We start from the raw sequence: 23,346 nt of genomic DNA on the forward strand, positions 1-23,346 counted from the left end.
GGCGGCTTTCTGAAGGGCGCGCTGGGCGCGGCGGCGGGCGTCGCCGGCGGCGTGCTGCTCGCCGATTCGATCCGCGGCCTGTTCCATGGCGGCGCCGGCGGAGCCGGGAGCAATCTAGGCATAGGCTCGGGCTATGAGCACGCCAACGCCGGCGGCGGCGACACGATCATCAATAATTACTACGGCGACCAGGGCGGCAATAGCCAGCCCTACCCCGACGCCGGCTATGACAGCCCCGATCCGGGCGCGCCCGACGTGCAGAGCGCCGATTACGATACGGATACCGGCGGCTTCGACGACGGCGGCGGGGATGGCGGCTTCGACGTGTGAGTGGGGCCGAGTTGAAATTCGACGCGCGGCGCGCCTGTCAGGCGCGCCGTCTTATTATCTCGATCGATTTCGGGCGACGGCTGGGTCGCGATCCCCGATTGGGATGCGATGACTGGATGAAGTCCAGCGATAGCGCGCGTCGCCCGCTTCCGACAGGCGACGCGCTGCTCCCGATTTTCTACCGCCGCGATACTGAAATGAGAACAGCGGCGTACCCTGGGCGCGCTGCTGAAGGACACGTCGGTACAGCGCGGTTTCTGTCTCGCTACAACCCCAAAGAAACGGAAACTTTCCAAGAGGATGATGAATGCCGCGCCAGTGGGCGCTATAAGCTGAAGTACAACGTGTGATCCAGCCCCAGCAACGCCTGCGAATCGATGAACTCGACCTGGTCGATCGCCGCTCGAATATTCTCGCTGCTGTTTTCTATGTCTTTGAACTCCGAAATGATCTGCAGATAGTTTTTTTCGAGCACATCGGAATTCGGATCAAGATTGGTCACGAAAAGCAGGCCTGTCGGCGGAGATCTGGTTGCCTTGATCGAAAGATCAGGCCTGTATTTTTTCAATATAGGGATCAACTTCCAAACATCTCCCGTCCACCACCCGGCATGCGGCAAGTCCTGCCTCGCTTCGGGCTTGTGGACCCGTTCTGCCATTTCGGCATTCACCGGCAAACAGTCATGCAGGGCGATAAGCGAGTTTTTGCAGCTATGGCGCTCGGTCTTATAGAAATCTCGCAGAAGAAATTCGAAAACATGCATTCCGTCGAGAAAGGCAAAGTTTACGCCATTGGGCGCGATATTTTTCAAAATGCCGCGCTCGAAGAAAGAGTCGCTCGGATATTGAAAGAGATAGAGCTCCTTTTTTCCCATCGCGACATTGTGGTTGATCAGAAAGAAAGGATCGACGGCGATCGCGACGTCACAGGATATGGACGCGAGGTTTTGTCCATGACAAACGCCGATTTCGAAATAGGTTCGCGCCGCGCGCGCCTTGACCAGATGCGCAATCAATTCACTATAGCCAATGTCATTATGATCGATGAGCATCTGATGCATGGAGACGCCTTTTGGAAAGTGGCTGACAACTAGCTCCGATACACCAGAACGCGCCCAGCGATCAACGATCGGTATCGTCGATTTCGGCTATGCGACAGCTAAAAGACGGCGGGCGATTTCCTTGCCGTCGCCGAGCGGCGCCCCTCCCTTGCGCCCCGTCCCCTTTCCCCGTAACACCCTGCCCCCATGTCCGACGCATTCCGCCCCAAATCCGAATTCCTCGCGACGCTCATCGCGCGCGGCTTCGTCCATCAATGCTCCGATTTCGCGGGGCTGGATGAAAAGGCGCGCTCCGGCGAGCTCACCGCCTATGTCGGCTTCGACTGCACGGCGGCCTCGCTGCATATTGGCAATCTTCTGTCGATCATGCTGCTCTCCTGGCTCCAACGCACGGGCGGCAAGCCGCTGCCGCTGGTCGGCGGCGGCACCACGCGCGTCGGCGACCCTTCCGGCAAGGACGAGAGCCGCAAGCTTCTCTCAATCGAGACGATCGATTCCAACAAGGCGGCGATCCAAAAGACCTTCGCGAAATTCCTCTCCTTCGGCGCGGGCAAGACCGATGCGATCCTGCTCGACAACGCCGAATGGCTGACCAAGCTCAATTACATCGACTTTCTGCGCGATGTCGGCCGGCATTTCTCGGTCAATCGCATGCTGTCGATGGATTCGGTGAAGCTGAGGCTCGATCGCGAGCAGGAGCTATCCTTCATCGAATTCAACTATATGTGCCTGCAGTCCTATGATTTCGTCGAGATCGCCAAGCGCTATGACGCGAGCCTGCAGATGGGCGGTTCCGATCAATGGGGCAATATCGTCATGGGCGTCGATCTCGGCCGCCGGCTCGGGACGCATCAGCTCTATGCGCTGACCGCGCCGCTGCTCACCACCTCTTCCGGCGCCAAGATGGGCAAGACGGCGGCGGGCGCCATCTGGCTCGACGCTTCCATGCTAGCGCCTTACGATTATTGGCAATATTGGCGCAACACCGAGGATGCGGACGTCGTCCGCTTCCTGAAGCTGTTCACATTCCTGCCTCTGGACGAAATCGAGAAGCTCGCCGCGCTCGGCGGAGCCGAGATCAACGAGGCGAAGAAGATACTCGCCACCGAGGCGACCGCGCTTCTGCATGGGCGCGAGGCGGCCGAGCTCGCCGCCGAGACCGCGCGCCGCACCTTCGAGGAAGGCGCGCTCGCGCTCTCTCTGCCCAAGGTCGCTGTCACGGCGAGCGAGGTGGCGGCGGGAATCGGCGTGCTCACCGCCTTTGTGAAGGCGGGTCTCGTCGCCTCCACGGGCGAGGCGCGGCGGCAGATCAAGGCCGGCGGATTGCGCTTGAACGACGCCGTGGTAAGCGACGAGAAGGCCGTGCTCGGCGAGACGGATTTCGTCGAGGGCGTCGCCAAATTATCGCTCGGCAAGAAAAAGCATGTGCTGCTGGAGCGCAAGGAAGACGCCGATGGCGCTTGATGCGAAGCGCCGAGGCTGGCGAGCGTCGGCGTCCTCCCGCCCTGACGAGATCGCCACCGAGACTTGCTCGGTGGCGCTGTTGTCATGTCGAGCCGTTCACTGGCAATGGCGAAGCGCGCCCGAGCCGCTCACTGCTTGGTCCACTTCGTCCCATTGTCCCAGCTGATCGTCTTGCCGTCGAACACGCCCTTGATCGTCTTGTCGTCAGTGAAATTGACGGTGAGCTGATTGCCGCTGCAGGAGCCGTAAGCATTGGGCCGGCCGCCGGCGAGCGTGACATTGACCGTCTTGCCGTCCTGCCCGACGACAATGGCGGTGACATTGCCATAATAGCCGCTGAGGCCGTTGCAGGCGCCCGCCGCATTGGCGGAACCGGCGACGAGCCCGGTCGATATGGCGAGGGCGAGAGCGGCCATATTTCGCTTCCAGGAATGCTTCACGTCTATCTCCATGAGAACTTCGGCGCCCGTCTCGAAATGGTGAGCGCGAGCGTGAAGTTAGCTGTACGAATCTGAACAGCGGATGACATGTCTCACGGCCGGTTCGAGAGCGGCCGCCGTCGGCGGCATGCGCCTCGACGATTCCGCGTCCACGGACCAGGAAGCGCCGTCTCGTCCTGCAGGAGCCGAGCCGAGATGCGCGTCTCTCCGACCCCGGCAAAGGTAGCCATAAATGCTACAGCAGTGTAGAATTATAGGGTAAATCCATGGAATCGGCGCCCTTCCGCATTCTGCGCTTCACAATAACTCGATATATTTCAATATGATATAGAATCTATGGAGACGCACCGCTACATCATAATCACATTAAATTTGTAGACATACTGTGTATTTTCCCTACACTAAGCGAGACTTCGTAGGCGCTACACGCAGCCGCTCATCAGGAGCGGCGAGGCGGCATGGTCCGGGGGGACCATTACGGGTCGAACGGTGAGGGATCGATCGAATGGTAGAGGTCGGGGAAGCTAATTCGAATAGGCGTCTGTCTTCGAGCGTGTCAGTGGCGTCCATCTTGTTGGGGCTCTCGGTGAGCGCTTCGGGCGGCGCGGCGCTCGCTCAGACCGCGGCGCCCGCGCCATCGGCGGCGACGCAGAGTGAGGGGACCGTTTCCGCACAGATTCAGGATGTGCAGGTGACCGGCGGCACGGAGGCCGTCGGCGAGAAGCTGCTGGAGCAGGTGCTGACCAAGACTCCTCGGGCGGGAAACGTGGTGACGCAGCGCACCCTCGAGGATCAGCAGATCGATTCCGTCACCGATATTTCGCGCCGCGTGCCGGGCTATCGTCCGAACATTTCGACGCCGAGACAGTCCCGCAATGCAATCAGAGGCGTCGGCGTCGCAGCGGGCGGCGGCACTGGCTCTCCGTCGGACACCGGATATATCGTCGATAACGTCTATTGGAGCTTCGCCGGCTTCCAATGGGGCGATCTCATCGATCTGAGCTCGGTAGAGCTCGCTCTCGGCCCGACCGGCACGGCCGGCGGCAAGAACACCAATGTCGGCTCGATCATCCTGCATACGCAGGCGCCGTCCTTCGAGCCCAAGACGACGGTGAAATCCACCTTCGGCAACTACAATCACTTCAAGCAGACGATCAACACGACCGGCACGCTGATCGAAGACTCCCTCGCCTATCGCTTCGCCGGCTATCTCGACCGCGGCGACGGCTGGATCAAGGATCCGTCCACGGGCTCGACCTATCAGGACACCAATCGCCTCGGATTGCACCTCCAGCTTCTGGGCGTCGGCGATGGATGGAGCGACCGCTTCAGCTTCATCTACAACGCGTCCAATGAGCACAATGACTATCTCACCGGCACGATCGGCGACACCAGCCTCGTCTATGTCAATGGAACGCGTCCATCGACGACCTTCTTCCAGAATGTCATCAACAAGCTCGGCAAGCCGATTTGGACGATCGATCCCAACACGCCCTATCTCGCGCGCGGCGGTCGCGATCCGACGCATGTCTTCATGCTGTCGAACGAGTTCAACTATCAGATCGGCGACAATATGCTGACCGCCATTTCCGCGATCGGCTATGGATCGTTCCGTAACTTGGGATATTCGGACAATCAGCTGCTGCAGCTCGGTCTCGGCTCGGGCAGCATGGACACCTATCTCATGCAGACCTCGCAGGAGCTGCGGCTGTCCTCGCCCAAAGACCAGGAGTTCGAATGGACGACCGGTCTCTACGGCTATCTGGAATATGGCGAAGACCGCATGCACCATTACCAATATGGCGTCGACACGGCGAAATGGCTCAACAACGCCGCCGCTCTGCCCGATCTGACGCCTTGGTGGCTCAATAAGACCGGCGACATTTCCTTCGCCGCCTATGGCCAGGGAACCTATCACTTCGACGAGAAGCTCGCCCTCACCATCGGTCTGCGCGACAGCTATGAGATCCGCTATAGCGCGAATAAGTTTCGGCCGAACTTCTATTACGGCGTGCCCTACACCGTTTGGCAGCAGAACGCCGCCATCATCGCCGGCGGCGGCTACGGATGGGCCGACTCGGGCGGCGAGACGAAATATCACAATGGCGTCGTGGCGGTCTTCAACCCGCAATATCAGGTCGATGAGAACGTCCTGATCTATGGCCTGGTCGGACGCGGCGACAAGCCGCAATCGGTGAACACGCAAAACACGCCGACCTACATCGGCGGCGTTGCGCAAGGGTTCAAGACGGCCTTCTCCCGGCCCGAAACCTCATGGGATTATGAGATCGGCGCGAAGACCAATTGGTTCGACGGCGCGCTGATCTCCAACGTCAACCTCTATTGGAACGATCTCTACGACTTCCAGATCACCCAGACCAAGGTGCAGACGAGCAGCGCCGGCGTCACCGCCAATGTCTCCTATCTCGGCAACGCGCCACATGTGCGCCTGCGCGGCGTCGAATTCGTTGAGCGCTGGATTCCCTTCGAAGGGCTGACGCTGAATGCCTCGGGCGCTTATACCGAGGCCCGCTATATCGACTACAAGGATGGACCGGCGCCCGCGGATTGGGGCATCACCGGCGGACCGGCGACCATTCCGATGAATGGTACGAGGATCACCGGCATACCCTGGTGGCAGGTCAATGGCGGGTTCAATTATGAGCACAGACTCGGCAATGCGCTCGCGGGCCTCGGCGACTGGAGCAATCAGCCGGTCACCGGCTTCGTTTATTCGAACGCGTCATGGTTCAACAAGGCGCAATATACGAACCCCTTCTCGCTGGTCCAATATTGGCAACCAGCCTATGTGATGCTGGACGCCGGCGTTGGACTGCGCACCGACGATCGCAAATACAGCCTCACCCTCTGGTCGAAGAATCTCTTCGACAACCGACCCTGGTCGAGCTGGTCGCCCGGCGCCTCCTCGGCGCCGACGACTGTCGGAATTTCGACGCAGGGGCCGCGCACATTCGGCGTCACCTCATCGATCACATTCTGAGTCTACGAAATCATTACCGGAGAAAAGAAACGATGAAGGCGTCACTCTCTATCGTCGCTATCGGCGGCGCGCTCATGCTCGCCGCCTGCAATTCGACGAATTCGCCAAAACCCGCCGTCGCCGCCAACGAGGACTATAAGAAGCTCGGCGGCATTCATGCCAACCATACGCCCGAGCAGCATGCGGCGTTTCTCAAGCGCGTCGGCCAGCTGCCGTCAGACGACGAGGCGGAGGGCGCGGCGGGCGGTGGCGGCGGCCATCACCACTGAGCATTATCCGATCCGATCGGATCGGATAATGCTCTAGGTATCTCTCTTTTGGAGCGAATTCTGATCGATCGAACGATACCGTTCGATCGGAACGCGCTCTAAGCGCGGGCATGTGGCGCGCCCCGCCCTTCCACGCGCGAGCCGCCCTAGCATGGCTCGCGCTTCTCCTGCTCCTCGCCTGCGGCGGCGCCTCGGCATTGATGGCGACGCTGCGAGACGCCACGGAGCCCGGCGGCCCGATCTGCCGCCGGGCGAGATGACGCCGCGATTGCGCCGCCCTCTACCGCGGCGCCGGCGCGCTCTCCGGCAGGCGCCCTGTGCCGGTGCCGTCGATGACGCCGAACACTTTGCGCAATAGGCCGGGCGCGATCACCGACAGCGGATTGACGGTCAGCACCGGCGCGCTGAAGGCGCCGCTCACGCGAAAGCTCACCGCGAAGACGCCCTCATGCTGGCCGCCGGCCAGCATGAAGCCGATGACCGGAATATTCGACACGAGATTATTGAGCCCATAGGCCGGCACGAAAGAGCCCGACACGTCGATGCGATCGCGCGCCAAGTCGATATAGCCGTCCACCGTCAGGCCGATCTCCGTCCCCGACATCACCGCGTCGCGCATTGTGAGCCGGCCGTTCGCCCAGGTGAAGGCGGATTGCACGCGCGCGAATTTCACCGAATCGGGATCGAAATGCGCGGCGCCCTTGTCATCCGTGCGCGCGGCGCCCTGCATGACGAGCTGACGTATGGCCGGCTCGTTCTGCAGATAGAAATCCTGAATGCGCATCGTGCCGTCGGAACGGCCCGGATTGAGCAATAGCGTCGCCGACAGCGCGCCGCTCTCCATGCGATGATAGAGATCGAGGAAGGAGAGAAAGGCGCCGCCGTCGCTGGTCGAAAGATCGATCTGCGGCGCGCCGCTCGGATGGCGCGTCAGCGTCGCAGCGAAGGGCTCGCGGCCGAAATTGCCGGTCAGCGACAATTGCCGCGGCTTGCCGCCGCGCCGCTCGAAGCGCAGATCGACATTGGAGAGGATCTGCTTGCCGTGTCCGGTGACGATCGGCGATTTGAGATCGAGATCGAAATCGTCGGAGTTGGGCGGCTTGCCGGCGACCGCGGCGGCGCTCTGCTCGGCCGCCGGCTGCGAGAGAAAACGCAGCAGCGGACGCGCATCTATATTGGCGCCGCGCACGACGAGCTTCAGCGCATCGCCGCCACGCGTCACCTCGAGACGCATATCGTCGCCGGGCGAGAGCTTCGCCTGCGAGAGCTTGGCCGAGCGCAGCACGCCGTCGCGGCCGAGCTCCACAACGCCGGAAAACTGCTGCGGCCCCGCCTCCGCCTGCAATTGCTCGAGCGCCGAGCCGTCCGGCCGCTTCACCAGAGTGAAGCTGGCGCGGCCCGGCTTGCCCAGCGGCTTGGTCACGCCGGGCAAGGGATGATCGAGCGCGGCTTTCGAGAAATCGATCTCGAATTGCGACTCGGAATCCTCGATCGGCAGCCTGGTCTGCACCTGCACGCCGACGACGCCGGAGACGCCGGTAAATCCATAGCCTGCGCGCACGCGCGCGGCGTCGTCGAGCGAAAGCGACAATTGCGCCTGCGCCTGCCCCTTCTCGCCGGCGGCGCGGCGCAGATCGAGCGTCACCGGCGCGCCGAAGACGCGGCCGGCGCCGGTGACGCGCAGCCCCTCGCGATCCGAGACGAGCCGCAGCGCCGCGCCCTCCAGCCGCTCCTTGCCGATGAAGCGCTCCATGGTGAGATTGCTCGTCTCGGCGTCGACGGCGATGCGCGTATGCTCTTCCTTGGCCGCCAGGCCGAGCTCGAAATCGATGCGCAGCTTGCCCTCGATCTGCCCTTTGAGCTGATTGGCGTCCATGGGCAGGCTCGCGGCCGGAGCGACGCTCTTCAGCGAGAGAATATCGGCGACCGCCTCCACGCCACCGGCGAGCTTCAATTCGATCCAGGCGGGCGCCGGATCGAAGCCGAGCGAGGGCGCGCGAAACACGCCTTCCGTTATCGCGAGCCTGCGGCCCGGCGCGCTCTCCATCACGCCTGATGTGGCGACGAAGGAGACGGTGCGGCCGGTGAGCGCGATATGGCCGTTCATGCCGTTGATCGGCCATAAGCCGGGAACGGCGTCGATGAGCGTCGCATTGTCGAGATCGAAATCGCCGCGCAGCGCGGCGTCCGGCGGCGGCCGCTCATAGCGCCCGGCGGTCATCGCCTGCTGGTCGAGATCGGCCGTGAGCGTTCCGCTGCGCATGACGCCGGCGGTGATATGCTCGTCCATCCACATGCGCGTCGGCGCGGCGACCTGCGTCGGCCAGATGCGAAGCACGGAGCGGAGCGGCGTCTGCGTCGCGTGGATCGCATATTTGAGATGCGTCCCATCCGGCTGCGCGCCATCCACATCGAGGGAAGCCGTGGCGTGCACCTCCGGCCCGTCGAGAAAGACGCGCTCGACCTTGTATTTCTTGGCGAGGAGATCGAGCGTCGCGGTGAGGCCGGCGTTCTCGACGACGAGCGGCGCCTCGCCATGGCGCGTCGGCAGAAAGGCGCCCGGCCGTGCGAGATCGAAGGAGAGCGCGACAACGCCGGTCCCTTCCGCTGGCGGCGTCAGCGCGCCTTTGAAGCTCAGCCGCGCGACGCTGGTGCGGATCTCGACCGGCTCTATGGCGAGCAGCCGGCGCTCTATGTCCCAGCGGCCGGAGATGGACAGCTCCTGCAGCATGAAAGGCTCGGCGTCCGGCTCCTCGAGGCGGAAGAAGCCCTCGCCGACAGAGAATTTCCCGCTCGCCTCGACGACGCGGCCGTCGCCCGCCAGCGCGAAATGCAGATCGAGCGACAGAGGCGCGTCTGTGTCGAAGGGCAGAGTGCGCGCCCCCGCCGCCAGCGCGATCTCCTCCATGGAGAGGCTGTGCAAGCGCGCGTCCAGCGTGCGCCGCTCGCCCAGGCCACCCTTGGCCTCCACCTCGGCGCCGACATGGCCGGTGGAGCCGGTGGCGCCGAGGCGCAGTCGCCGCGCGCCGGCGATCTTGTCGAAGCTCAGCGTCAGATCATCGTAGACGATCGTCTTGTCCAGCGTGCGATCGTCGATCACGAGACGGGCGTTGGAGACGCCGATCTTGTCGATGGCGGCGACCGGGCTCTCTGGATCGACGATGAAATTCATCACCGCGCGCAAGGCGCCGGCCGCCTGCCGCAGCGATGGGATGACAGGAGCCGCTTGCGCCTCGGCGGCGGGCTCCGCAGGCGACGGAGCGTCGAGCGGTATGGCGACCGGATCGGCGCCCGGCGCGGAAATCGCCACCACGCCGTCGGGCAGCAACTCCAGCCTCAGCTCCAGGTCCAGAACGTCGAGCCGGCGCGGCGTCAGCCGGCCGATGAGCAGCGCCCGTGGGTCCACCGACAATTGCGCGCGCGGCGCGGCGAGGATCGTGCGCTCGCCGCTCTTCACGGCGAGGCCGTTCACGGTGAAGGTGAGGCCGTGATCCGTGCTGGCGATCGCGACCGAGCTGATCCCGAATTGGTAGCGATGCACATAGAGATCGTCGAGCGCCTCGACGATCTTGGGAGCGAGCCAGTCGGAGGCGATGGGACCGCGGGCGAGCGCGGCGAAAAAAGCGCCGACAGTGAGCACGATGACGAGCAGCGCCGTCACCGCCAAGATGGAAAGGCAACGCACCACGCAAAAGCCGCGCAGCCGGACTGCGGTGGAGCCGCGCTGGAAAAATCCCAATAAAAAGCGCGGCGCCCGCGCTCCGACCGCCGGACCTTCGTCTATCCTCTGCGTCAAGCGCCAGCCCTTCGGTTCCACCGCGCCGCTCCGCGCGCGCCGGCGCCGAATCTGCACGGCGGCGAGAAGATCACAACTCGAATGGCGCGCAACTGGGGATTTTCACCAGAATCCCTTGCGGAGCGCGCCATCCTCTGCATGCTGCCGATTGTAACGGCGGATGAGACGAAAGGAAGGCGCAGTGACCGAGGCGAAGAAATCCACAGGCTTGCGCGAAGGCGACGCCGCCCCCTCTTTCGAGCTGCCCGGCGCCGGCGGCGAGACCCTCTCTCTTTCCGGCTTTTCCGGCAAGAAGCTGGTGCTCTACTTCTACCCCAAGGACGACACCTCCGGCTGCACCAAGGAGGCGATCGAATTCAACGCTTTGAAGGCCGATTTCGGCAAGGCCAAGACCGCGCTGGTCGGCGTCTCGCCCGATTCGCCGGCCAAGCACGACAAATTCCGCGCCAAATATGAGCTGACCTTTCCGCTCGCCTCCGACGAGAGCAAGGAAATGCTCTCCGCCTATGGCGTCTGGGTCGAAAAGAGCATGTACGGCCGCAAATATATGGGCGTGGAGCGCTCGACCTTTCTGATCGGCCCGGATGGGAAGATCGAGAAGGTATGGCGCAAGGTGAAAGTGCCCGGCCATGCGGCCGAGGTGCTGGCGGCGGCCAAGGGGAAGTAGAGCCCTCGCCCACCACTTGGCGCCTAAAGTCTAGCCGGTTCGAGACTTCCACGACGAGCCGGGCTCGAACGTTCAGCGTAGTCAGCTCTCTGCCAGGACGCGGACTACGCCTGCTAGAGCGCGTTCCGATCGAACGGTATCGTTCGATCGATCAGAATTCGCTCCAAAAGAGAGATACCTAGAGCATTATCCGATCGGATCGGATAATGCTCTAGCGAATTGGCGCGACTTATTCGCCGTTCGCGATCAGATTTCTGACCGCATTGACCGTATTTTCATGCTTTCGAGAATCACGATTGAGAATAACTTCGCCACGATAGCGCAGTGCTCCACCTTTGGCGTCGTCGGAATATTCGCAGCTCAACTCGGCTTTCTCTAATTGAGTCCGCAGCGATTGCTCCAATGGCTGAGAGAGGCCTTGCGCGCGCAAATTAGTCGTAGCCTTTGCTATTGCGCTCGACACGGCTTCCAAGACGAACTCTTGCTTCGAGCACTCCATCACGTCTGTGACTGCATCGAGTTGCGCGAGGGTGAGGGCGTCGATGCGGACGCACAAATTGCGAACCAGCTCCTTGGAATGGCCTCCCATGCAAACGGCGCCGGCATTCGCGCCCAGACCATTCCCGAAGGTCCATGTCCGCTTTGCGGCAATCGACTTCATCGTCAGGAAATCGTCGAAAGCCTCGGCGCGAACGGAAGGAGATATGCCGGCTTCTCGGTATCCCTCGTCAAACATGTCAAGGAGCTTACTTTCCATGCAAATCTCCTGCTATCACATGTTAATATATCTATATAACATGCATCGATGGGTGCGCATAGATCAAACTTGAGCGAATCCACGGCCCACCCTCGCCTTCGCTTGACGCCGCTATCCCGCTCGGCTACGCCTATACATGTTATAACATAACATATGGCGCGCCATGGCCCAGACTCCCGACCCTCGCCTCCCCGTCACCGTCCTCTCCGGCTTTCTCGGGGCCGGAAAGACGACGCTGCTCAATCATGTTCTCAATAATCGCGAGGGCCGGCGCGTCGCCGTCATCGTGAACGATATGAGCGAGGTGAATATCGACGCCGACCTCATCCGCGACGGCGGCGCAGAGCTGTCGCGCACCGACGAGAAGCTCGTCGAAATGACCAATGGCTGCATCTGCTGCACCTTGCGCGACGATCTGCTCGCGGAAGTGCGGCGCCTCGGCGAGGAAGGCCGCTTCGATTATCTGCTGATCGAGAGCACGGGCATCGCCGAGCCGCTGCCGGTCGCCAGCACCTTCTCCTTTCGCGACGAGAATGGCGCCAGCCTCTCCGATCTCGCGCGGCTCGACACGATGGTCACCGTCGTCGACGCGGCCAGCCTGCTGCAGGACTATGGCTCGAACGACTTTCTGCGCGACCGCGGCGAGGTCGCCGGCGAGGACGACGATCGCACCCTCGTCGACCTCCTCGTCGAGCAGATCGAATTCGCCGACGTCATCGTCCTCAACAAGGCCTCGGCGGTGTCGGAGGAGCGGCTGGCGCTGGTGCGCAAAGTGGTGAAGTCGCTGAACGCCGACGCGCGCATCGTCGAGACCGATTTCGGCGCGGCGCCGATGGACGCCATTCTCGACACCGGCCTCTTCGACGAGGAAAAGGCGGAGCGCCATCCGCTATGGCACAAGGCGCTCTACAGCCCGGAAGAGCATGTGCCGGAGTCGGAACAATATGGAATAGAAAGCTTCGTCTATCGGGCGCGGCGTCCGTTCCACCCGGAAAAATTCAACGCTTTCATCAATGCGACCTGGCCGGGACTGGTGCGCGCCAAAGGGCATTTCTGGCTCGCCACCCGGCCGAAATGGGTCGGCGAATTCTCGATCGCCGGCGCGATCGCCCGCGTGACGGCCATGGGCTATTGGTGGATCGCTGTGCCGAAGCAGCATTGGCCCGATCATCCCGATTGGAAGCGCCATTTCGAGCGCAATTGGGACGAGGTCTGGGGCGATCGCCGGCAAGAGCTCGTCTTCATCGGAATCGGCATGGACGAGGCCGCGATTCGCGCCGCGCTCGACGCCTGCCTCGTCGGGCCGCAAAAGCCGAAGCGCTTCGACGCCTCCGCCTATCGCTCGCTCGTCGATCCCTTCCCCGCTTGGGAGAGCGCCGATGCTGCGTGACGAGGCGGCCGCGCCGCCGTCCAGCTCCGCTCGCCGACTGATGCAATCCCGCTCCATCTGCCTGTTGCCGCGCGCGCTGGAGCCGCGGATCGCGAAGACGCTGGATGCGATGAGTCTCGCGCGGCCTCTACGGTTGCGCGTGACCGGCGCCGAGGAGACGCTGCCGCGCGCGCTCCTCGACGCTCTCGACGAGGCGGCCCTCGCGCCGAAGTGGCTCGCCGAATGGTTGGCGAAGGACGTCATGCGCCTCGCGCGCCTCTATCGCGAGGCGACCCGGGCAGGCGAATTGCGAGTCAGGCTGGAGACGATCGACGACGACGCCTGTCGGCTGTTCCATGTCGATTTCGTACGCTTTCGTCTCGTGACCACCTATTGCGGCCCGGGCACGCAATGGATCGCGCCGGGACCGGAAGCCGATCCGCTCGCGGAGAATTCGATTCGGCAGCTCGAACGCGGCTGGGTCGCGATTATGCGCGGAGAAAAAGCGGCGAGCGCCGACCTCCGCGCCCTTCCGCATCGATCGCCGCCGATCGCCGGAACGGGAGTCGAGCGCCTCTTCCTCGCCATAGACGAAGCGCCCTCGCCGTCGCGCTGACGGCGCGAGCGCATCGCGGGATTATTGCGCTGGCGCAGCCGCGGCGCGGGCGGCGAGCTGCTTCGTCACCTCGTCCAGCCCCTTCTTCGCCGAGGCGAGATTGGGATCGAGCGCCAGCGCCTGCTCGAGGTCGGACTTGGCGCGATCGAGCTCGCGCTTGCCGCGATAGGCGTTGGCGCGATTGAGATAGGCGCGCGCATATTTGGGATCGAGCCCGACGGCCTTGCCGAAATCGACGACGGCGCGGTCGAACTCACCCTTGGCGTGCAGCGTCAGCCCGCGATTATTGTAGGCGATGGCGAGCTTGCCGTCGCTGGCGATCGCCTTGTCGTAATCGGCCAACGCATGGTCGAGATCGCCCTTGCCCTGATAGAGCGCGGCGCGATTGAGATAGGCCTGCGCGGATTTTGGCTCGAGCTTGATCGCCGCGTCGAAATCGGCGAGCGCGCGGTCGAGATCGCCTTTGGCGCGCCAGGCGCGGCCGCGATTGGCCAGAGCAGCGGCGGATTTCTTGTCCAGCTCCAGCGCCTTGTCGTAATCGGCGATGGCTTTGTCGAGATCGCCTTTGCTCTGATAGGCGCCTCCACGGCCGAGATAGGCCGCCGCCTTGGGCTGCGCGGCGACGAGCTTGTCGTAATCGGCGATAGCGTGGTCGAAATCGCCTTTGGCGCGATAGGCGGCGGCGCGATCGGCGAGAGCGACGGAAGAGGCCGGATCGATCTCCAGCGCCTTGTCGTAATCGGCGAGCGCGCGGTCGAAATCGCCCTTGGCGTGAAAGGCGCCGCCGCGATTGACATAGGCCGCCACGCGGTTCGGCTTGGTCTCCTTGTCGCCACGGGCGATGACCTCGCCGCAACCCTCTATGCGCTTGTCCGGATCGGCGGCGCGGCAGGACGCCCAGGCGTCGCCCTTGGCCTCGGCCGCGACGCAGACGAGGGAAAATGCCGCCGCCAGAGCGAGCCGAAGCGGAGACTGAAACGAGGTGGAGGCGAAAGCGAGGGGCGCCATGTGGCCGAGGGCTCCGTATAGTTGACTATTTCACTATGATTTCATTTCGCCGCATCGAGAGCAATCGGAAAAACTGCGCATCGAGACGAGCGCCGCGCCGGACCGCCGCTCGGGCCGAACGCGTAGAATGGGAGGAGGAAACGTCCTCATCCCCTCCCGGATAGATCATTTTCCGAAACGGCTCAACAGATTGGCCGCTGTCGCGCGCGCCCCGCGGGCCGCCGCGAGAAGCGCCAGCTCGGGCGGTCCGCCGGGAAAATCAGTCGAAAACATGCGGCAAGAATGCGAAAACATGCACGCAAGCCCTTCAGGACCACAAAAAAGTACTTTAAGACTGCATGTCGATGAGCCTCTTGACCTCTACCGAAGATCTCGCCGCCGCCTGCGCCCGTCTCGCCAGTCATCCCTTCGTCACCGTGGACACGGAGTTTTTGAGGGAAACGACTTTCTGGCCCAAGGTCTGCGTCATCCAGCTGGCCTCGCCCGAGGAGGCCTTCGCCGTCGACACTCTGTCCGAAGGGCTCGACCTCACGCCCTTTTTCGAGCTGATGGCCAATGAGCGCGTGGTCAAGGTCTTCCACGCCGCCCGCCAGGATCTCGAGATCGTCTGGCGGCTGGCGCGGCTGATTCCCGCGCCCTTGTTCGACACTCAGGTCGCGGCCATGGTCTGCGGCTTCGGCGATCAGGTCTCCTATGTCGAGCTGGTGAAAGCCATCTCCAAGGAGAGCCTCGACAAATCCTCGCGCTTCACCGATTGGTCGAAGCGGCCCTTGTCCACGGCGCAGATCGACTACGCCATCGCCGACGTCACCCATTTGCGTCAGATCTACACGCATTTGCGCACGCGGCTCGAGCGCTCCAATCGGCTCGACTGGCTCGTCGACGAGATGCGCACGCTGACCACGCCCGAGACCTATGAGCAGAGCCCGGAGAACGCCTGGGAGCGGCTGCGTCATCGCGTGCGCAAGCCGCGCGACCTCGCCGTGCTGATGGAGCTCGCCGCCTGGCGCGAGGCCGAGGCGCAGGGTCGCGATGTGCCGCGCTCGCGCGTGCTCAAGGACGATATGCTGATCGAGATCGCCCTCGCCGCCCCGCGCACGCAGGAGGCGCTCGGCAATTTGCGCGCCTTCCCGCGCGGGCTCGAGCGCTCCCGCTCGGGGGCGGAAATCGTCGCCGCCGTGGAAAGAGCGCTGGAGCGCGATCCCGCCACCCTGCCGCGCATAGAGCGCGAGAAGCGCGGCAGCTCCAGCGGCGCCACGGTCGAGCTGCTCAAGGTGCTGCTGCGGCAGGTCGCCGAAGAGACGGGCGTCGCCACCAAGATGATCGCCACCGTCGAAGACCTCGAGGCCATAGCCGCCGACGATGGGGCGGATGTCCCTGCCCTGTCCGGCTGGCGGCGGGCGATCTTCGGCGACAAAGCTCTGCAGCTAAAGGCTGGACGGCTCGCCCTGGCGGTCGAAAAAGGCAGGGTCGTCACCCTCGACTGGCAAGAACTGGACGAGAGCGCCGCGCGCTGAAGTCAGCCTCCGGGTAGGCAGGCTCCCCATTCTTTCACCCATTCCCATCCCTATCCTCATGGATAGGGATGGGTGGCTCTTTGCCGACCCATCCAGCCCGCACGAACCTATCCATTTTGCGACGCACAACTCATCTTTCGATCTGAATTCATTGTGAAATCGAATAGTTCTATAGAGACAGCCCTGCGACAAACCGCGCCTTGAAATCGAGCTGCTGCGCTGCAACATACAGTCATGTTGCGACGCAACGCGAGCTCGACGCGGCTTCGGCGCTTCGAGGAGCGGTGGTCGCAGGAGGCGCTTTCCGGCGCCGTCGCTGAATTCGAGGAAGGATAGACCATGATGACTGCAGGCAAACGCATCTTCGCTCTGGCCCTCGCCGCTGTGCTGAGCCTCACGGCGGGCGTGGCCCTGCACGCCGAGCCCTACGGCCCGGCGGCTGCGCCCGTGACGCTGAAGCCGCTCGCCGCGGCCAGCTTCGACGCGGGCCAGAAACATGTGCTGAGCTATTTCGTGGGCGGTTCCGGCGCTTGCCGGCTGACGGTGATCGTCTTCGACGCGCCCACGCTCGAGGCGGCCGGCACGACCACGGCGACGACACGCTTCATCGTGCCGATTTCCAGCGGTTCTTCCGCCAATCTCGACACCGCCGTCGCCAAGACGCTGCGCTTCTCCTGCTCTGCCGACGCCGGCGCCGTCACGGTGAGCACGAGCGAGCGCGTCGCGCCCCGCGCGGCCTACTAAAAATGAAGGGCGCCGCCTCCGTCAGAGCACGGGGGCGGCGGCCTCTATAATCGCCTCGGCACCGATGAGTCGGCCGAGCGCTTTGGAGCGGCTGGCCAGCCGCTCGCTGACGAGATCGGCGAATTCCGGCGGCAGCGACAGAACCAGCTTCCCCTCATGAGTGACGAGCGGCGTGCGCGGCAATACGCCGGGCATGGCCGCCGTCAGCAGATAAGCGACCCGCAGCGCCGCCGAGAGCACGCGGGCGCGCTCCAGCAGGCGCGGCGACAGCAGGCCACGCACCGGAAGAGCGCCCTCACTGTCCGGCCCGGCGTGGCGCAGCACCGCCACCAACGCCAAAAAGGCGCGGCCCGGATGATCGACGGCCACGAAGGCGGAATTGGCGATCACATTCATCGCCTGATTGGCGCGGTAGTCCGGATGGGCGCGCCAGCTGACATCCGACAAAAAGCAGGCGGTATGGCGCAGCCGCGCCTCATCTTCCGTCTCCGGCAGGCCGGAGGAGGAAAAGAGCGCGTCGGTCCAGGCGATGAGTTCATCGCCATAGCCGGGCGCGCGCGCCATGGCGCCCTCCAATTCGCGCGCGGCGGCGACCAGCGGATCGGCCGCGCGCTGCTGTGGAGCGAGGCGCTCATAGAGCAGGCCCTCGCGCACGCCGGCGGCGGAGATGACGATCTCCTTGGGCCGCGCCTTGCGAATCACCTCGTCGAGCACGATCGCGCCATAGGCGAGCAGCGGACGGCGCGCCGTCGAGACCGCGGCGATATCGGCCAGCGCCTCGCTGTCGACGCGCTCCAACAGGCTGGCGAATTCGGCCGCGTCGCTGGTCGGAATGCGGTAATTATGCATCATGTCGAGCGGATAATTGCGCTGACGCATGTGCAGCCGCGCCAAGGCGCGCCATGTGCCGCCGACGGCGTAGAAGGTCCGCCCCTTGAGCCGCTGCAGAGGCAGCGCCTCGTCGATCGCCTTGCGGGCGATGCGCGCCGCCTGGCGGGTCGAGCGGCTGGCGGCGTCCATCAGCGCGAGACCGCCGAGCGGCAGCGTGACCCCCTCGCCCATCTCGCCATCTTGCAGGTCGATGAGCTCGAGCGAGCCGCCGCCGAGATCGCCGACGACGCCATCCGGCTCATGTATGGCGGAGATGACGCCGAGCGCCGAAAGCTCCGCCTCGCGGCGGCCCGACAGCAGCGAAATCTCGCGGCCGATCGCCTCCTGGGCGGCGGCGAGGAAGGCGGCGCCATTGACGGCGTCGCGCGCGGCCGCGGTCGCGATCACCTCTATGTCGCTTATCTCCATGATCTCGCAGAGCGAGCGAAAGCGCCGCAGCGCCGCGAGCGCTTTGCGAATCGCGTCATCGGGCAGCCGGCCCGTCGTGACGACGCCGCGCCCGAGCCCGCACATGGCCTTTTCGTTGAAGATCGGCGTCAGCGCCCGCCGCAACGCCGAATAGGCGACGAGGCGCACCGAATTGGAGCCGATGTCGACGATTGCGACCGGCCGCTGCGCTGCTTCCGCATGCGCCGCGGCCTCGACCTCCGCCGCGTCATTCCTCACGCGGCTTGAGGAGCGAACGCGGGCGCCATTCCTTGAGAGACTTGCCACGGCCAGAGAGACTCGGGTTGGTCATGAAGTATTTATGGGCGTTGAACCGCTCTTCGCCCTCAGGGGGAGTTATGCGTAAGGACGAGCCATCCGGCAAGACGCGATAGCTCTGTTCATTGTCGATGAGATTGGCCAGCATGATCTGATCGAGAATCTGCTGATGCACCGTCGGATTGGTGATGGGCATCAGCACCTCGACGCGGCGGTCGAGGTTGCGCGGCATGAGATCGGCCGAGGAGATATAGACATGGGCCTTGGCGTGCGGCAACGCATGGCCGCCGCCGAAGCAATAGACGCGCGCATGCTCGAGGAAGCGCCCGACGATCGATTTCACGCGGATATTGTCCGAAAGGCCCGGCACCCCCGGCCGCAGGCAGCAGATGCCGCGCACGACGAACTCGATCGACACGCCCGCTTGCGAGGCGTGATAGAGCGCGTCGATGATCTCCGGATCGACGAGAGCGTTGCATTTGCCCCAGATCGCCGCCGGCTTGCCGGCCTTGGCGAAGCCGATCTCCTGCTCGATATGCTCGAGCAGCCGCGTCTTGAGCGAGATGGGCGAGACCGCCATGCGCTCGAGCCCGGCGGGCTCCGCATAGCCGGTGATGAAATTGAAGATGCGCGACACGTCGCGGCCGATCGCCGGATCGGCGGTGAAGAGCGAGATGTCCGTATAGATGCGCGCCGTCACCGGATGATAATTGCCGGTGCCGACATGGCAATAGGTGACGATGCTGCCGCCCTCGCGGCGCACCACCATCGACAATTTGCCATGCGTCTTCAGCTCGATGAAGCCGAACACGACCTGCGCGCCGGCGCGCTCGAGATCGCGCGCCCAGCGGATATTGGCCTCCTCGTCGAAGCGCGCCTTCAGCTCGACCAGCGCCGTCACCGATTTGCCGGCCTCCGCCGCCTCCACCAGTGCGCGCACGATGGGGCTGTTGGAGGAGGTGCGATAGAGCGTCTGCTTGATCGCGACCACATTGGGATCGCGCGCCGCCTGCTGCAGGAATTGCACGACGACGTCGAAAGACTCGTAAGGGTGATGGACCGCGAGGTCCTTCTGCTTGATGGCGAGAAAGCAGTCGCCGCCATTGTCGCGCACGCGCTCGGGAAAGCGCGGCGTGTAGGGCTTGAACTTGAGATCGGGCCGATCGAGCCCGACCACCTCCGAGAGATCGTTCAGCGCCAACATTCCGTCGAGCACGAAAATCTCGTCCCCACCGACATCGAGCTCCTCGGCGACGAGGGCGCGCAGCGCCTCGGGCATGTCCGAGGCGACCTCGAGGCGAATGACCGAGCCGCGGCGGCGACGCTTCAACGCCGTCTCGAACAGGCGGACCAGATCTTCGGCCTCCTCCTCCACCTCGAGATCGCTATCGCGAATGAGGCGGAAAATGCCCTGCCCCTTGAGCTGATAGCCGGGGAAGAGCTTTTGCGCATTGATGGCGATCAGCGTCTCCAGCAGCATGAAGCGCTCGCGCCCCTGCCCCGCGCCTCCCGCGCTCGGCAGTCGCACGAAACGCTCGATCTTGGACGGCAGACGCACCAGCGCATGCAAGGTCTTGCGATCGCCCGGACGCACCAGCTCCAGCGCCAGAGTGAAGCCGAGATTGGGAATGAAGGGGAAAGGATGCGCCGGGTCGATGGCGAGCGGCGTCAGCACCGGGAAGATGCGCGACATGAAATGCTCTTCCAGCCATTCGCGGTCGCCCTTGGAGAGATGCCCCGGCTCGACGATGACGATGCCGACATCCTCGATCTCACGGCGCAATTCGCGCCAGCGCCGCGTCTGCGCCGTGGTGAGCAGCGCCACCCGCTCGTTGATCTTCACCAGCTGCTCGGCGGGCGTCAGCCCGTCCTGCGACAGAGTAGCGACGCCGGTGCGAACCTGGCCGCGTAGGCCGGCGACGCGCACCATGAAGAATTCATCAAGATTATTGGCGGAGATGGACAGGAAGCGCAGCTGCTCGAGCAGCGGATGATTGCGGTTGGACGCCTCCTCGAGAACGCGGCGGTTGAACTCGAGCCAGGACAATTCGCGATTGATGAAGCGCTGCGGCAGAGCGGCCAGCTCTTGCGGGCGCTCCAAGAGATCGCCCGGCTTGTCCATGACGGGAATATCGGCTCCGGTGCGCTCGGCCTCGAGATTGTCCTGGATATGCTTCGTCATGCTTTTTCCACCTCTCGCCCGCCGGCGCGATTCTGACAGATTTTCCGCCGACCGAAACCCCTCACGCGCCGCGTGAGGCGTCGAGAAGCTGCAAAAGCTCGCCCGCGAGCGCGCGCGTGACCGGACGGCCGCGCGCGAGGGCCTCCTCGTCGAGCATGCGCACAAAGGCGCGAGCCGCCTCGAGCGAGCGCTCGAGCCGAAGCGCGACATAGTCGACGAGCGTCGCCTCGACCGCCAGCTGACGGTCGCGGAACAGCTTTTCCAGCACGGCGCGAATCAGAGAATCGTCCGGCGCGCCGATTTCTACGACCGGCGCACGACGTAAACGCGACAATAGGTCGGGAAGCGCGATTTTCAACGCCGACGGCGGCCGCTGCGAGGTGACGAGCAGCGTTCCGCCGCTCTCGCGAATGAAATTCATCAAATGAAACAGAGCGGTTTCGTCTGTCACCGCCTCCAGCCCATCGAGCAGCGCAACGGCGCCGGCGAGCCGGCCGGGCTCCGGAATCTCGGTCGGAGAGACGAGAACGGCGCCATTGCGACGCGCGAAAATGGCCCCGAGATGGGTCTTGCCCGATCCCGGCGGCCCGACGAGCAGCAGCGCGCTGTCCGGCCAATCCGGCCAGCGCGAGATCATCTCATAGGCCGCGCGATTGGCGGGCGAGATCAGAAAATCCGCTTCGCCATAGCGCGGCTCGCCGGCCAGATCGAAAAAGAGCTGGGCGGGGCCGCGGCGAGCGTCGCCTTCCGGCATGGGCTCAGCTCTCCCCCGGCGCGGCCGGGCCGAGAAACAGCGCGCTCTGCCGATAGCGCCGCACGGCGAAGCGCAGAATGACGCCGAGCGCCGCCGCAACCGGCGCCGCCAGCAGCAGGCCGGTGAAGCCGAACAACGATCCCGCCGCGAGCAGAGCGAACATCAGCCACACGGGATGCACGCCGATGGAGCCGCCGACGAGGCGCGGCGACAGCACATTGCCGTCGAGGAAGAGGCCCGTGGAGACGACCGCCACCGCCATGGCCAGCAAGCGCCAATCCGGCCAGCCCTGCACCAGCGCGACGATGATCGACAGGACGAAAGCCGTGATCGAGCCGACATAGGGCACGAAGCTGAGCACGCCGGCGCTGACGCCGATGAGAAAGCCGAAATTCAGGCCGATGAGCGACAGGCCGATGCTGTACCACAGGCCCAGGAACAGGCAGACCAGCGCCTGCCCGCGCAGAAAGCCGGCCAGCGCTCTGTCTATGTCGCGGGCGATGGCGCGCACATCGTCGCGATAGCGCGGCGGCGTCAGCTGATCGAGCGTCGCGACCATATCGTCCCAGTCGAGCAAAATGTAGAAGGCGACGACCGGCGTGATCACCACCAGCGAGACCATGTTGACGAGCGCCGCGCCGCCGGAGACCAGCGATTTCAGGAAGGCGCCGCCCATGCGCGCCGCCTCGCTGGCGAGGTCGTTCACATATTTCTGCGTGTCGAGCGAGGCGTCGGAGACCGGCAGGCCGAGCTTCTCATAGACGCTGCGCATGAAGTCGCCGGTGGCCTCGCGGCTGACGCGCGTGAGCAGCCCCTGCAGAGTGGTGAGATAGCCGGGCAGGCTCTCGATGAACTCGCTGAATTGCCGCGTGAGCACGGGCGCGACCAGCAGCACGATCGCCGCCGCCAGCACGACGAACACGGTCAAAATGACAAAAGAGGCGCCGAGGCGCGAGAGGCCGAGCGTCTGCAGCCGATCGGCGACCGGATCGAGCAGATAGCCGAGCGCGAGCCCCGCCAGAAACGGCGCGAGAACCGGGCTCAGAAAATAGAACAGCGCGAAAACGAGAAGAATCGCCGCCGTCCAAAAGGCGAGCCGCCGGTCGAGCCCGTTCGGGACGCGCGCCTCCTCCATCTCACGCTCCGACATCGTCTGGTCCCATGAGCTTGACCCAGCGCCAGAGATAGACGCTGGCGGAAGCGACGGTCAATGCCGCGACCGTAGCCATGACGAGGCTGTCCACGCCGTGGAGCGGAATGGCGAAGGCCTCGCCCGCGAGCACAATGGCCGCGAGCAGCAGCTGCGCCGCCGTCGTGGCCTTGGAGACCGGCAAGGGGCTGAGATCTATCGAACGCGCCAGCAGCCAGGAGACGAACACCGCTCCGACGATCATCACATCGCGCGAGATCACCAGCAGAGCGAGCCAGGGCGGCAGCACGCCCTTGAACGCCAGGGTCGCATAAATGGAGACGATCAGCGCCTTGTCGGCGATGGGGTCGAGCACGGCGCCGAGCTCGGTGCGCAGATCGAAGGTCTTGGCCAGCCAGCCGTCCAGCGCGTCCGACGCTCCGGCGAGAGCGAAGATCGCGAAGGCGGCGCGCCAATGATCGCCGACGATCATGTCGATCGCGGCCGGCGTCAGCACGAGACGCCCGATGGTGATGAAATTCGGCAGCCAGCGCAGGCAGAGAGAACGCATGATCATCATATCTGGCGCGCCGAGGGCTCGGCGCTAGGGCGTATCCGCAGATGTCCGCAGGCGCGTCGCGCGAATG

General features: G+C 64.2%; 20 protein-coding genes. 10 read left to right on the forward strand and 10 right to left on the reverse strand.

Translation table 11 applies throughout. From position 1 onward, the window contains the following. The coding region (locus A1351_RS18890) for a DUF2076 family protein (protein ID WP_157096377.1) at positions 1 to 330 on the forward strand (330 nt) is incomplete at its 5' end. An 11-nt stretch (positions 331 to 341) separates the two neighbouring features. Then, positions 342 to 680: a hypothetical protein gene (locus tag A1351_RS24905; RefSeq protein WP_157096378.1), complete on the forward strand. Its 339-nt coding sequence runs from the start codon at positions 342 to 344 to the stop codon at positions 678 to 680. Here the strand turns inward: A1351_RS24905 and A1351_RS18895 are convergent. After that, positions 656 to 1,390 carry a hypothetical protein gene (locus A1351_RS18895; RefSeq protein WP_036308821.1) on the reverse strand — a complete coding sequence of 245 codons (735 nt, stop codon included), beginning with the start codon at positions 1,388 to 1,390 and terminating at the stop codon, positions 656 to 658. The two genes, A1351_RS24905 and A1351_RS18895, sit on opposite strands and share 25 nt — an antisense overlap. 186 nt (positions 1,391 to 1,576) lie before the next feature. Between A1351_RS18895 and tyrS the strand changes: the two genes are divergently transcribed. Further along, positions 1,577 to 2,854, forward strand: coding sequence for a tyrosine--tRNA ligase (gene tyrS / locus A1351_RS18900; protein WP_064033688.1), 1,278 nt, complete (start codon positions 1,577 to 1,579; stop codon positions 2,852 to 2,854). Positions 2,855 to 2,982: 128 nt separating this feature from the next. On the opposite strand, the gene A1351_RS18905 is transcribed toward tyrS, so the two are convergent. Beyond that, positions 2,983 to 3,270 carry a hypothetical protein gene (locus tag A1351_RS18905; RefSeq protein WP_134188055.1) on the reverse strand — a complete coding sequence of 96 codons (288 nt, stop codon included), beginning with the start codon at positions 3,268 to 3,270 and terminating at the stop codon, positions 2,983 to 2,985. Between the two features lie 583 nt (positions 3,271 to 3,853). On the opposite strand from A1351_RS18905, the gene A1351_RS18910 reads away from it, so the two are divergent. After that, positions 3,854 to 6,295, forward strand: coding sequence for a TonB-dependent receptor (locus tag A1351_RS18910; protein ID WP_245267302.1), 2,442 nt, complete (start codon positions 3,854 to 3,856; stop codon positions 6,293 to 6,295). Positions 6,296 to 6,327: 32 nt separating this feature from the next. Then, complete coding sequence (locus A1351_RS18915) at positions 6,328 to 6,564, forward strand: hypothetical protein (RefSeq protein WP_024879902.1); 237 nt, start codon at positions 6,328 to 6,330, stop codon at positions 6,562 to 6,564. 280 nt (positions 6,565 to 6,844) lie between these two features. On the opposite strand, the gene A1351_RS18920 is transcribed toward A1351_RS18915, so the two are convergent. Beyond that, a complete protein-coding gene (locus A1351_RS18920) occupies positions 6,845 to 10,381 on the reverse strand; it encodes a DUF3971 domain-containing protein (RefSeq protein ID WP_245267300.1) in 3,537 nt (1,178 codons plus the stop codon). Between the two features lie 139 nt (positions 10,382 to 10,520). Between A1351_RS18920 and A1351_RS18925 the strand changes: the two genes are divergently transcribed. Then, on the forward strand, positions 10,521 to 11,027 hold the full coding sequence (locus A1351_RS18925) for a peroxiredoxin (protein ID WP_064033689.1): 507 nt from the start codon (positions 10,521 to 10,523) through the stop codon (positions 11,025 to 11,027). A 229-nt stretch (positions 11,028 to 11,256) separates the two neighbouring features. On the opposite strand, the gene A1351_RS18930 is transcribed toward A1351_RS18925, so the two are convergent. Continuing rightward, positions 11,257 to 11,784: a hypothetical protein gene (locus tag A1351_RS18930; protein ID WP_064033690.1), complete on the reverse strand. Its 528-nt coding sequence runs from the start codon at positions 11,782 to 11,784 to the stop codon at positions 11,257 to 11,259. A 163-nt stretch (positions 11,785 to 11,947) separates the two neighbouring features. Between A1351_RS18930 and zigA the strand changes: the two genes are divergently transcribed. Together zigA and A1351_RS18940 are read left to right on the forward strand one after the other, a co-directional pair. After that, the gene (zigA, locus tag A1351_RS18935; protein ID WP_024879898.1) at positions 11,948 to 13,174 is read left to right on the forward strand and encodes a zinc metallochaperone GTPase ZigA; all 1,227 of its coding nucleotides are present in this window, start codon (positions 11,948 to 11,950) and stop codon (positions 13,172 to 13,174) included. Beyond that, positions 13,164 to 13,769, forward strand: coding sequence for a DUF1826 domain-containing protein (locus tag A1351_RS18940; RefSeq protein WP_064033691.1), 606 nt, complete (start codon positions 13,164 to 13,166; stop codon positions 13,767 to 13,769). Before zigA ends, A1351_RS18940 begins: the two co-directional genes overlap by 11 nt. A 21-nt stretch (positions 13,770 to 13,790) precedes the next feature. On the opposite strand, the gene A1351_RS18945 is transcribed toward A1351_RS18940, so the two are convergent. Further along, positions 13,791 to 14,777 (reverse strand): lipopolysaccharide assembly protein LapB, encoded by a 987-nt coding sequence (locus A1351_RS18945; RefSeq protein WP_064033692.1) that lies wholly within the window; start codon positions 14,775 to 14,777, stop codon positions 13,791 to 13,793. Between the two features lie 344 nt (positions 14,778 to 15,121). Here A1351_RS18945 and rnd point away from each other — a divergent pair, with 344 nt between their 5' ends. Further along, positions 15,122 to 16,294: a ribonuclease D gene (gene rnd / locus A1351_RS18950; RefSeq protein ID WP_024879895.1), complete on the forward strand. Its 1,173-nt coding sequence runs from the start codon at positions 15,122 to 15,124 to the stop codon at positions 16,292 to 16,294. Positions 16,295 to 16,633: 339 nt separating this feature from the next. Continuing rightward, entirely contained in the window at positions 16,634 to 17,038 is a 405-nt protein-coding gene (locus tag A1351_RS18955) for a hypothetical protein (RefSeq protein WP_024879894.1), read from the forward strand. 21 nt (positions 17,039 to 17,059) lie between these two features. On the opposite strand, the gene ppx is transcribed toward A1351_RS18955, so the two are convergent. The 5 genes from ppx to A1351_RS18980 form a co-directional block, all read right to left on the reverse strand. Continuing rightward, positions 17,060 to 18,595 carry an exopolyphosphatase gene (ppx, locus tag A1351_RS18960; RefSeq protein WP_024879893.1) on the reverse strand — a complete coding sequence of 512 codons (1,536 nt, stop codon included), beginning with the start codon at positions 18,593 to 18,595 and terminating at the stop codon, positions 17,060 to 17,062. Next, a complete protein-coding gene (locus A1351_RS18965) occupies positions 18,585 to 20,816 on the reverse strand; it encodes an RNA degradosome polyphosphate kinase (RefSeq protein ID WP_024879892.1) in 2,232 nt (743 codons plus the stop codon). The genes ppx and A1351_RS18965 overlap by 11 nt, the downstream gene beginning before the upstream one ends. Positions 20,817 to 20,877: 61 nt before the next feature. Beyond that, complete coding sequence (locus A1351_RS18970; RefSeq protein ID WP_024879891.1) at positions 20,878 to 21,570, reverse strand: DnaA ATPase domain-containing protein; 693 nt, start codon at positions 21,568 to 21,570, stop codon at positions 20,878 to 20,880. A 4-nt stretch (positions 21,571 to 21,574) separates the two neighbouring features. Further along, positions 21,575 to 22,720: an AI-2E family transporter gene (locus A1351_RS18975; protein ID WP_024879890.1), complete on the reverse strand. Its 1,146-nt coding sequence runs from the start codon at positions 22,718 to 22,720 to the stop codon at positions 21,575 to 21,577. Continuing rightward, the gene (locus A1351_RS18980) at positions 22,707 to 23,276 is read right to left on the reverse strand and encodes a CDP-alcohol phosphatidyltransferase family protein (RefSeq protein ID WP_083967416.1); all 570 of its coding nucleotides are present in this window, start codon (positions 23,274 to 23,276) and stop codon (positions 22,707 to 22,709) included. Before A1351_RS18980 ends, A1351_RS18975 begins: the two co-directional genes overlap by 14 nt. Positions 23,277 to 23,346 lie beyond the last annotated feature (70 nt).

Origin of the sequence: Methylosinus sp. R-45379 (assembly GCF_001644125.1) — a bacterium.
GTDB lineage: Bacteria > Pseudomonadota > Alphaproteobacteria > Rhizobiales > Beijerinckiaceae > Methylosinus.

What these genes read in the sequence shown, in the direction of transcription:
- zigA (WP_024879898.1), top strand. Translation starts at nt 11,948, where the DNA reads ATGGCCCAGACTCCCGACCCTCGCCTCCCCGTCACCGTCCTCTCCGGC.
- A1351_RS18925 (WP_064033689.1), top strand. Translation starts at nt 10,521, where the DNA reads ATGAGACGAAAGGAAGGCGCAGTGACCGAGGCGAAGAAATCCACAGGC.
- A1351_RS18955 (WP_024879894.1), top strand. Translation starts at nt 16,634, where the DNA reads ATGATGACTGCAGGCAAACGCATCTTCGCTCTGGCCCTCGCCGCTGTG.
- A1351_RS18980 (WP_083967416.1), bottom strand. Translation starts at nt 23,276, where the DNA reads ATGATCATGCGTTCTCTCTGCCTGCGCTGGCTGCCGAATTTCATCACC.
- A1351_RS18895 (WP_036308821.1), bottom strand. Translation starts at nt 1,390, where the DNA reads ATGCATCAGATGCTCATCGATCATAATGACATTGGCTATAGTGAATTG.
- tyrS (WP_064033688.1), top strand. Translation starts at nt 1,577, where the DNA reads ATGTCCGACGCATTCCGCCCCAAATCCGAATTCCTCGCGACGCTCATC.
- A1351_RS18940 (WP_064033691.1), top strand. Translation starts at nt 13,164, where the DNA reads ATGCTGCGTGACGAGGCGGCCGCGCCGCCGTCCAGCTCCGCTCGCCGA.
- A1351_RS18905 (WP_134188055.1), bottom strand. Translation starts at nt 3,270, where the DNA reads ATGGCCGCTCTCGCCCTCGCCATATCGACCGGGCTCGTCGCCGGTTCC.
- rnd (WP_024879895.1), top strand. Translation starts at nt 15,122, where the DNA reads ATGAGCCTCTTGACCTCTACCGAAGATCTCGCCGCCGCCTGCGCCCGT.
- A1351_RS18945 (WP_064033692.1), bottom strand. Translation starts at nt 14,777, where the DNA reads ATGGCGCCCCTCGCTTTCGCCTCCACCTCGTTTCAGTCTCCGCTTCGG.
- A1351_RS18970 (WP_024879891.1), bottom strand. Translation starts at nt 21,570, where the DNA reads ATGCCGGAAGGCGACGCTCGCCGCGGCCCCGCCCAGCTCTTTTTCGAT.
- A1351_RS18915 (WP_024879902.1), top strand. Translation starts at nt 6,328, where the DNA reads ATGAAGGCGTCACTCTCTATCGTCGCTATCGGCGGCGCGCTCATGCTC.
- A1351_RS18975 (WP_024879890.1), bottom strand. Translation starts at nt 22,720, where the DNA reads ATGTCGGAGCGTGAGATGGAGGAGGCGCGCGTCCCGAACGGGCTCGAC.
- A1351_RS18930 (WP_064033690.1), bottom strand. Translation starts at nt 11,784, where the DNA reads ATGGAAAGTAAGCTCCTTGACATGTTTGACGAGGGATACCGAGAAGCC.
- A1351_RS18965 (WP_024879892.1), bottom strand. Translation starts at nt 20,816, where the DNA reads ATGACGAAGCATATCCAGGACAATCTCGAGGCCGAGCGCACCGGAGCC.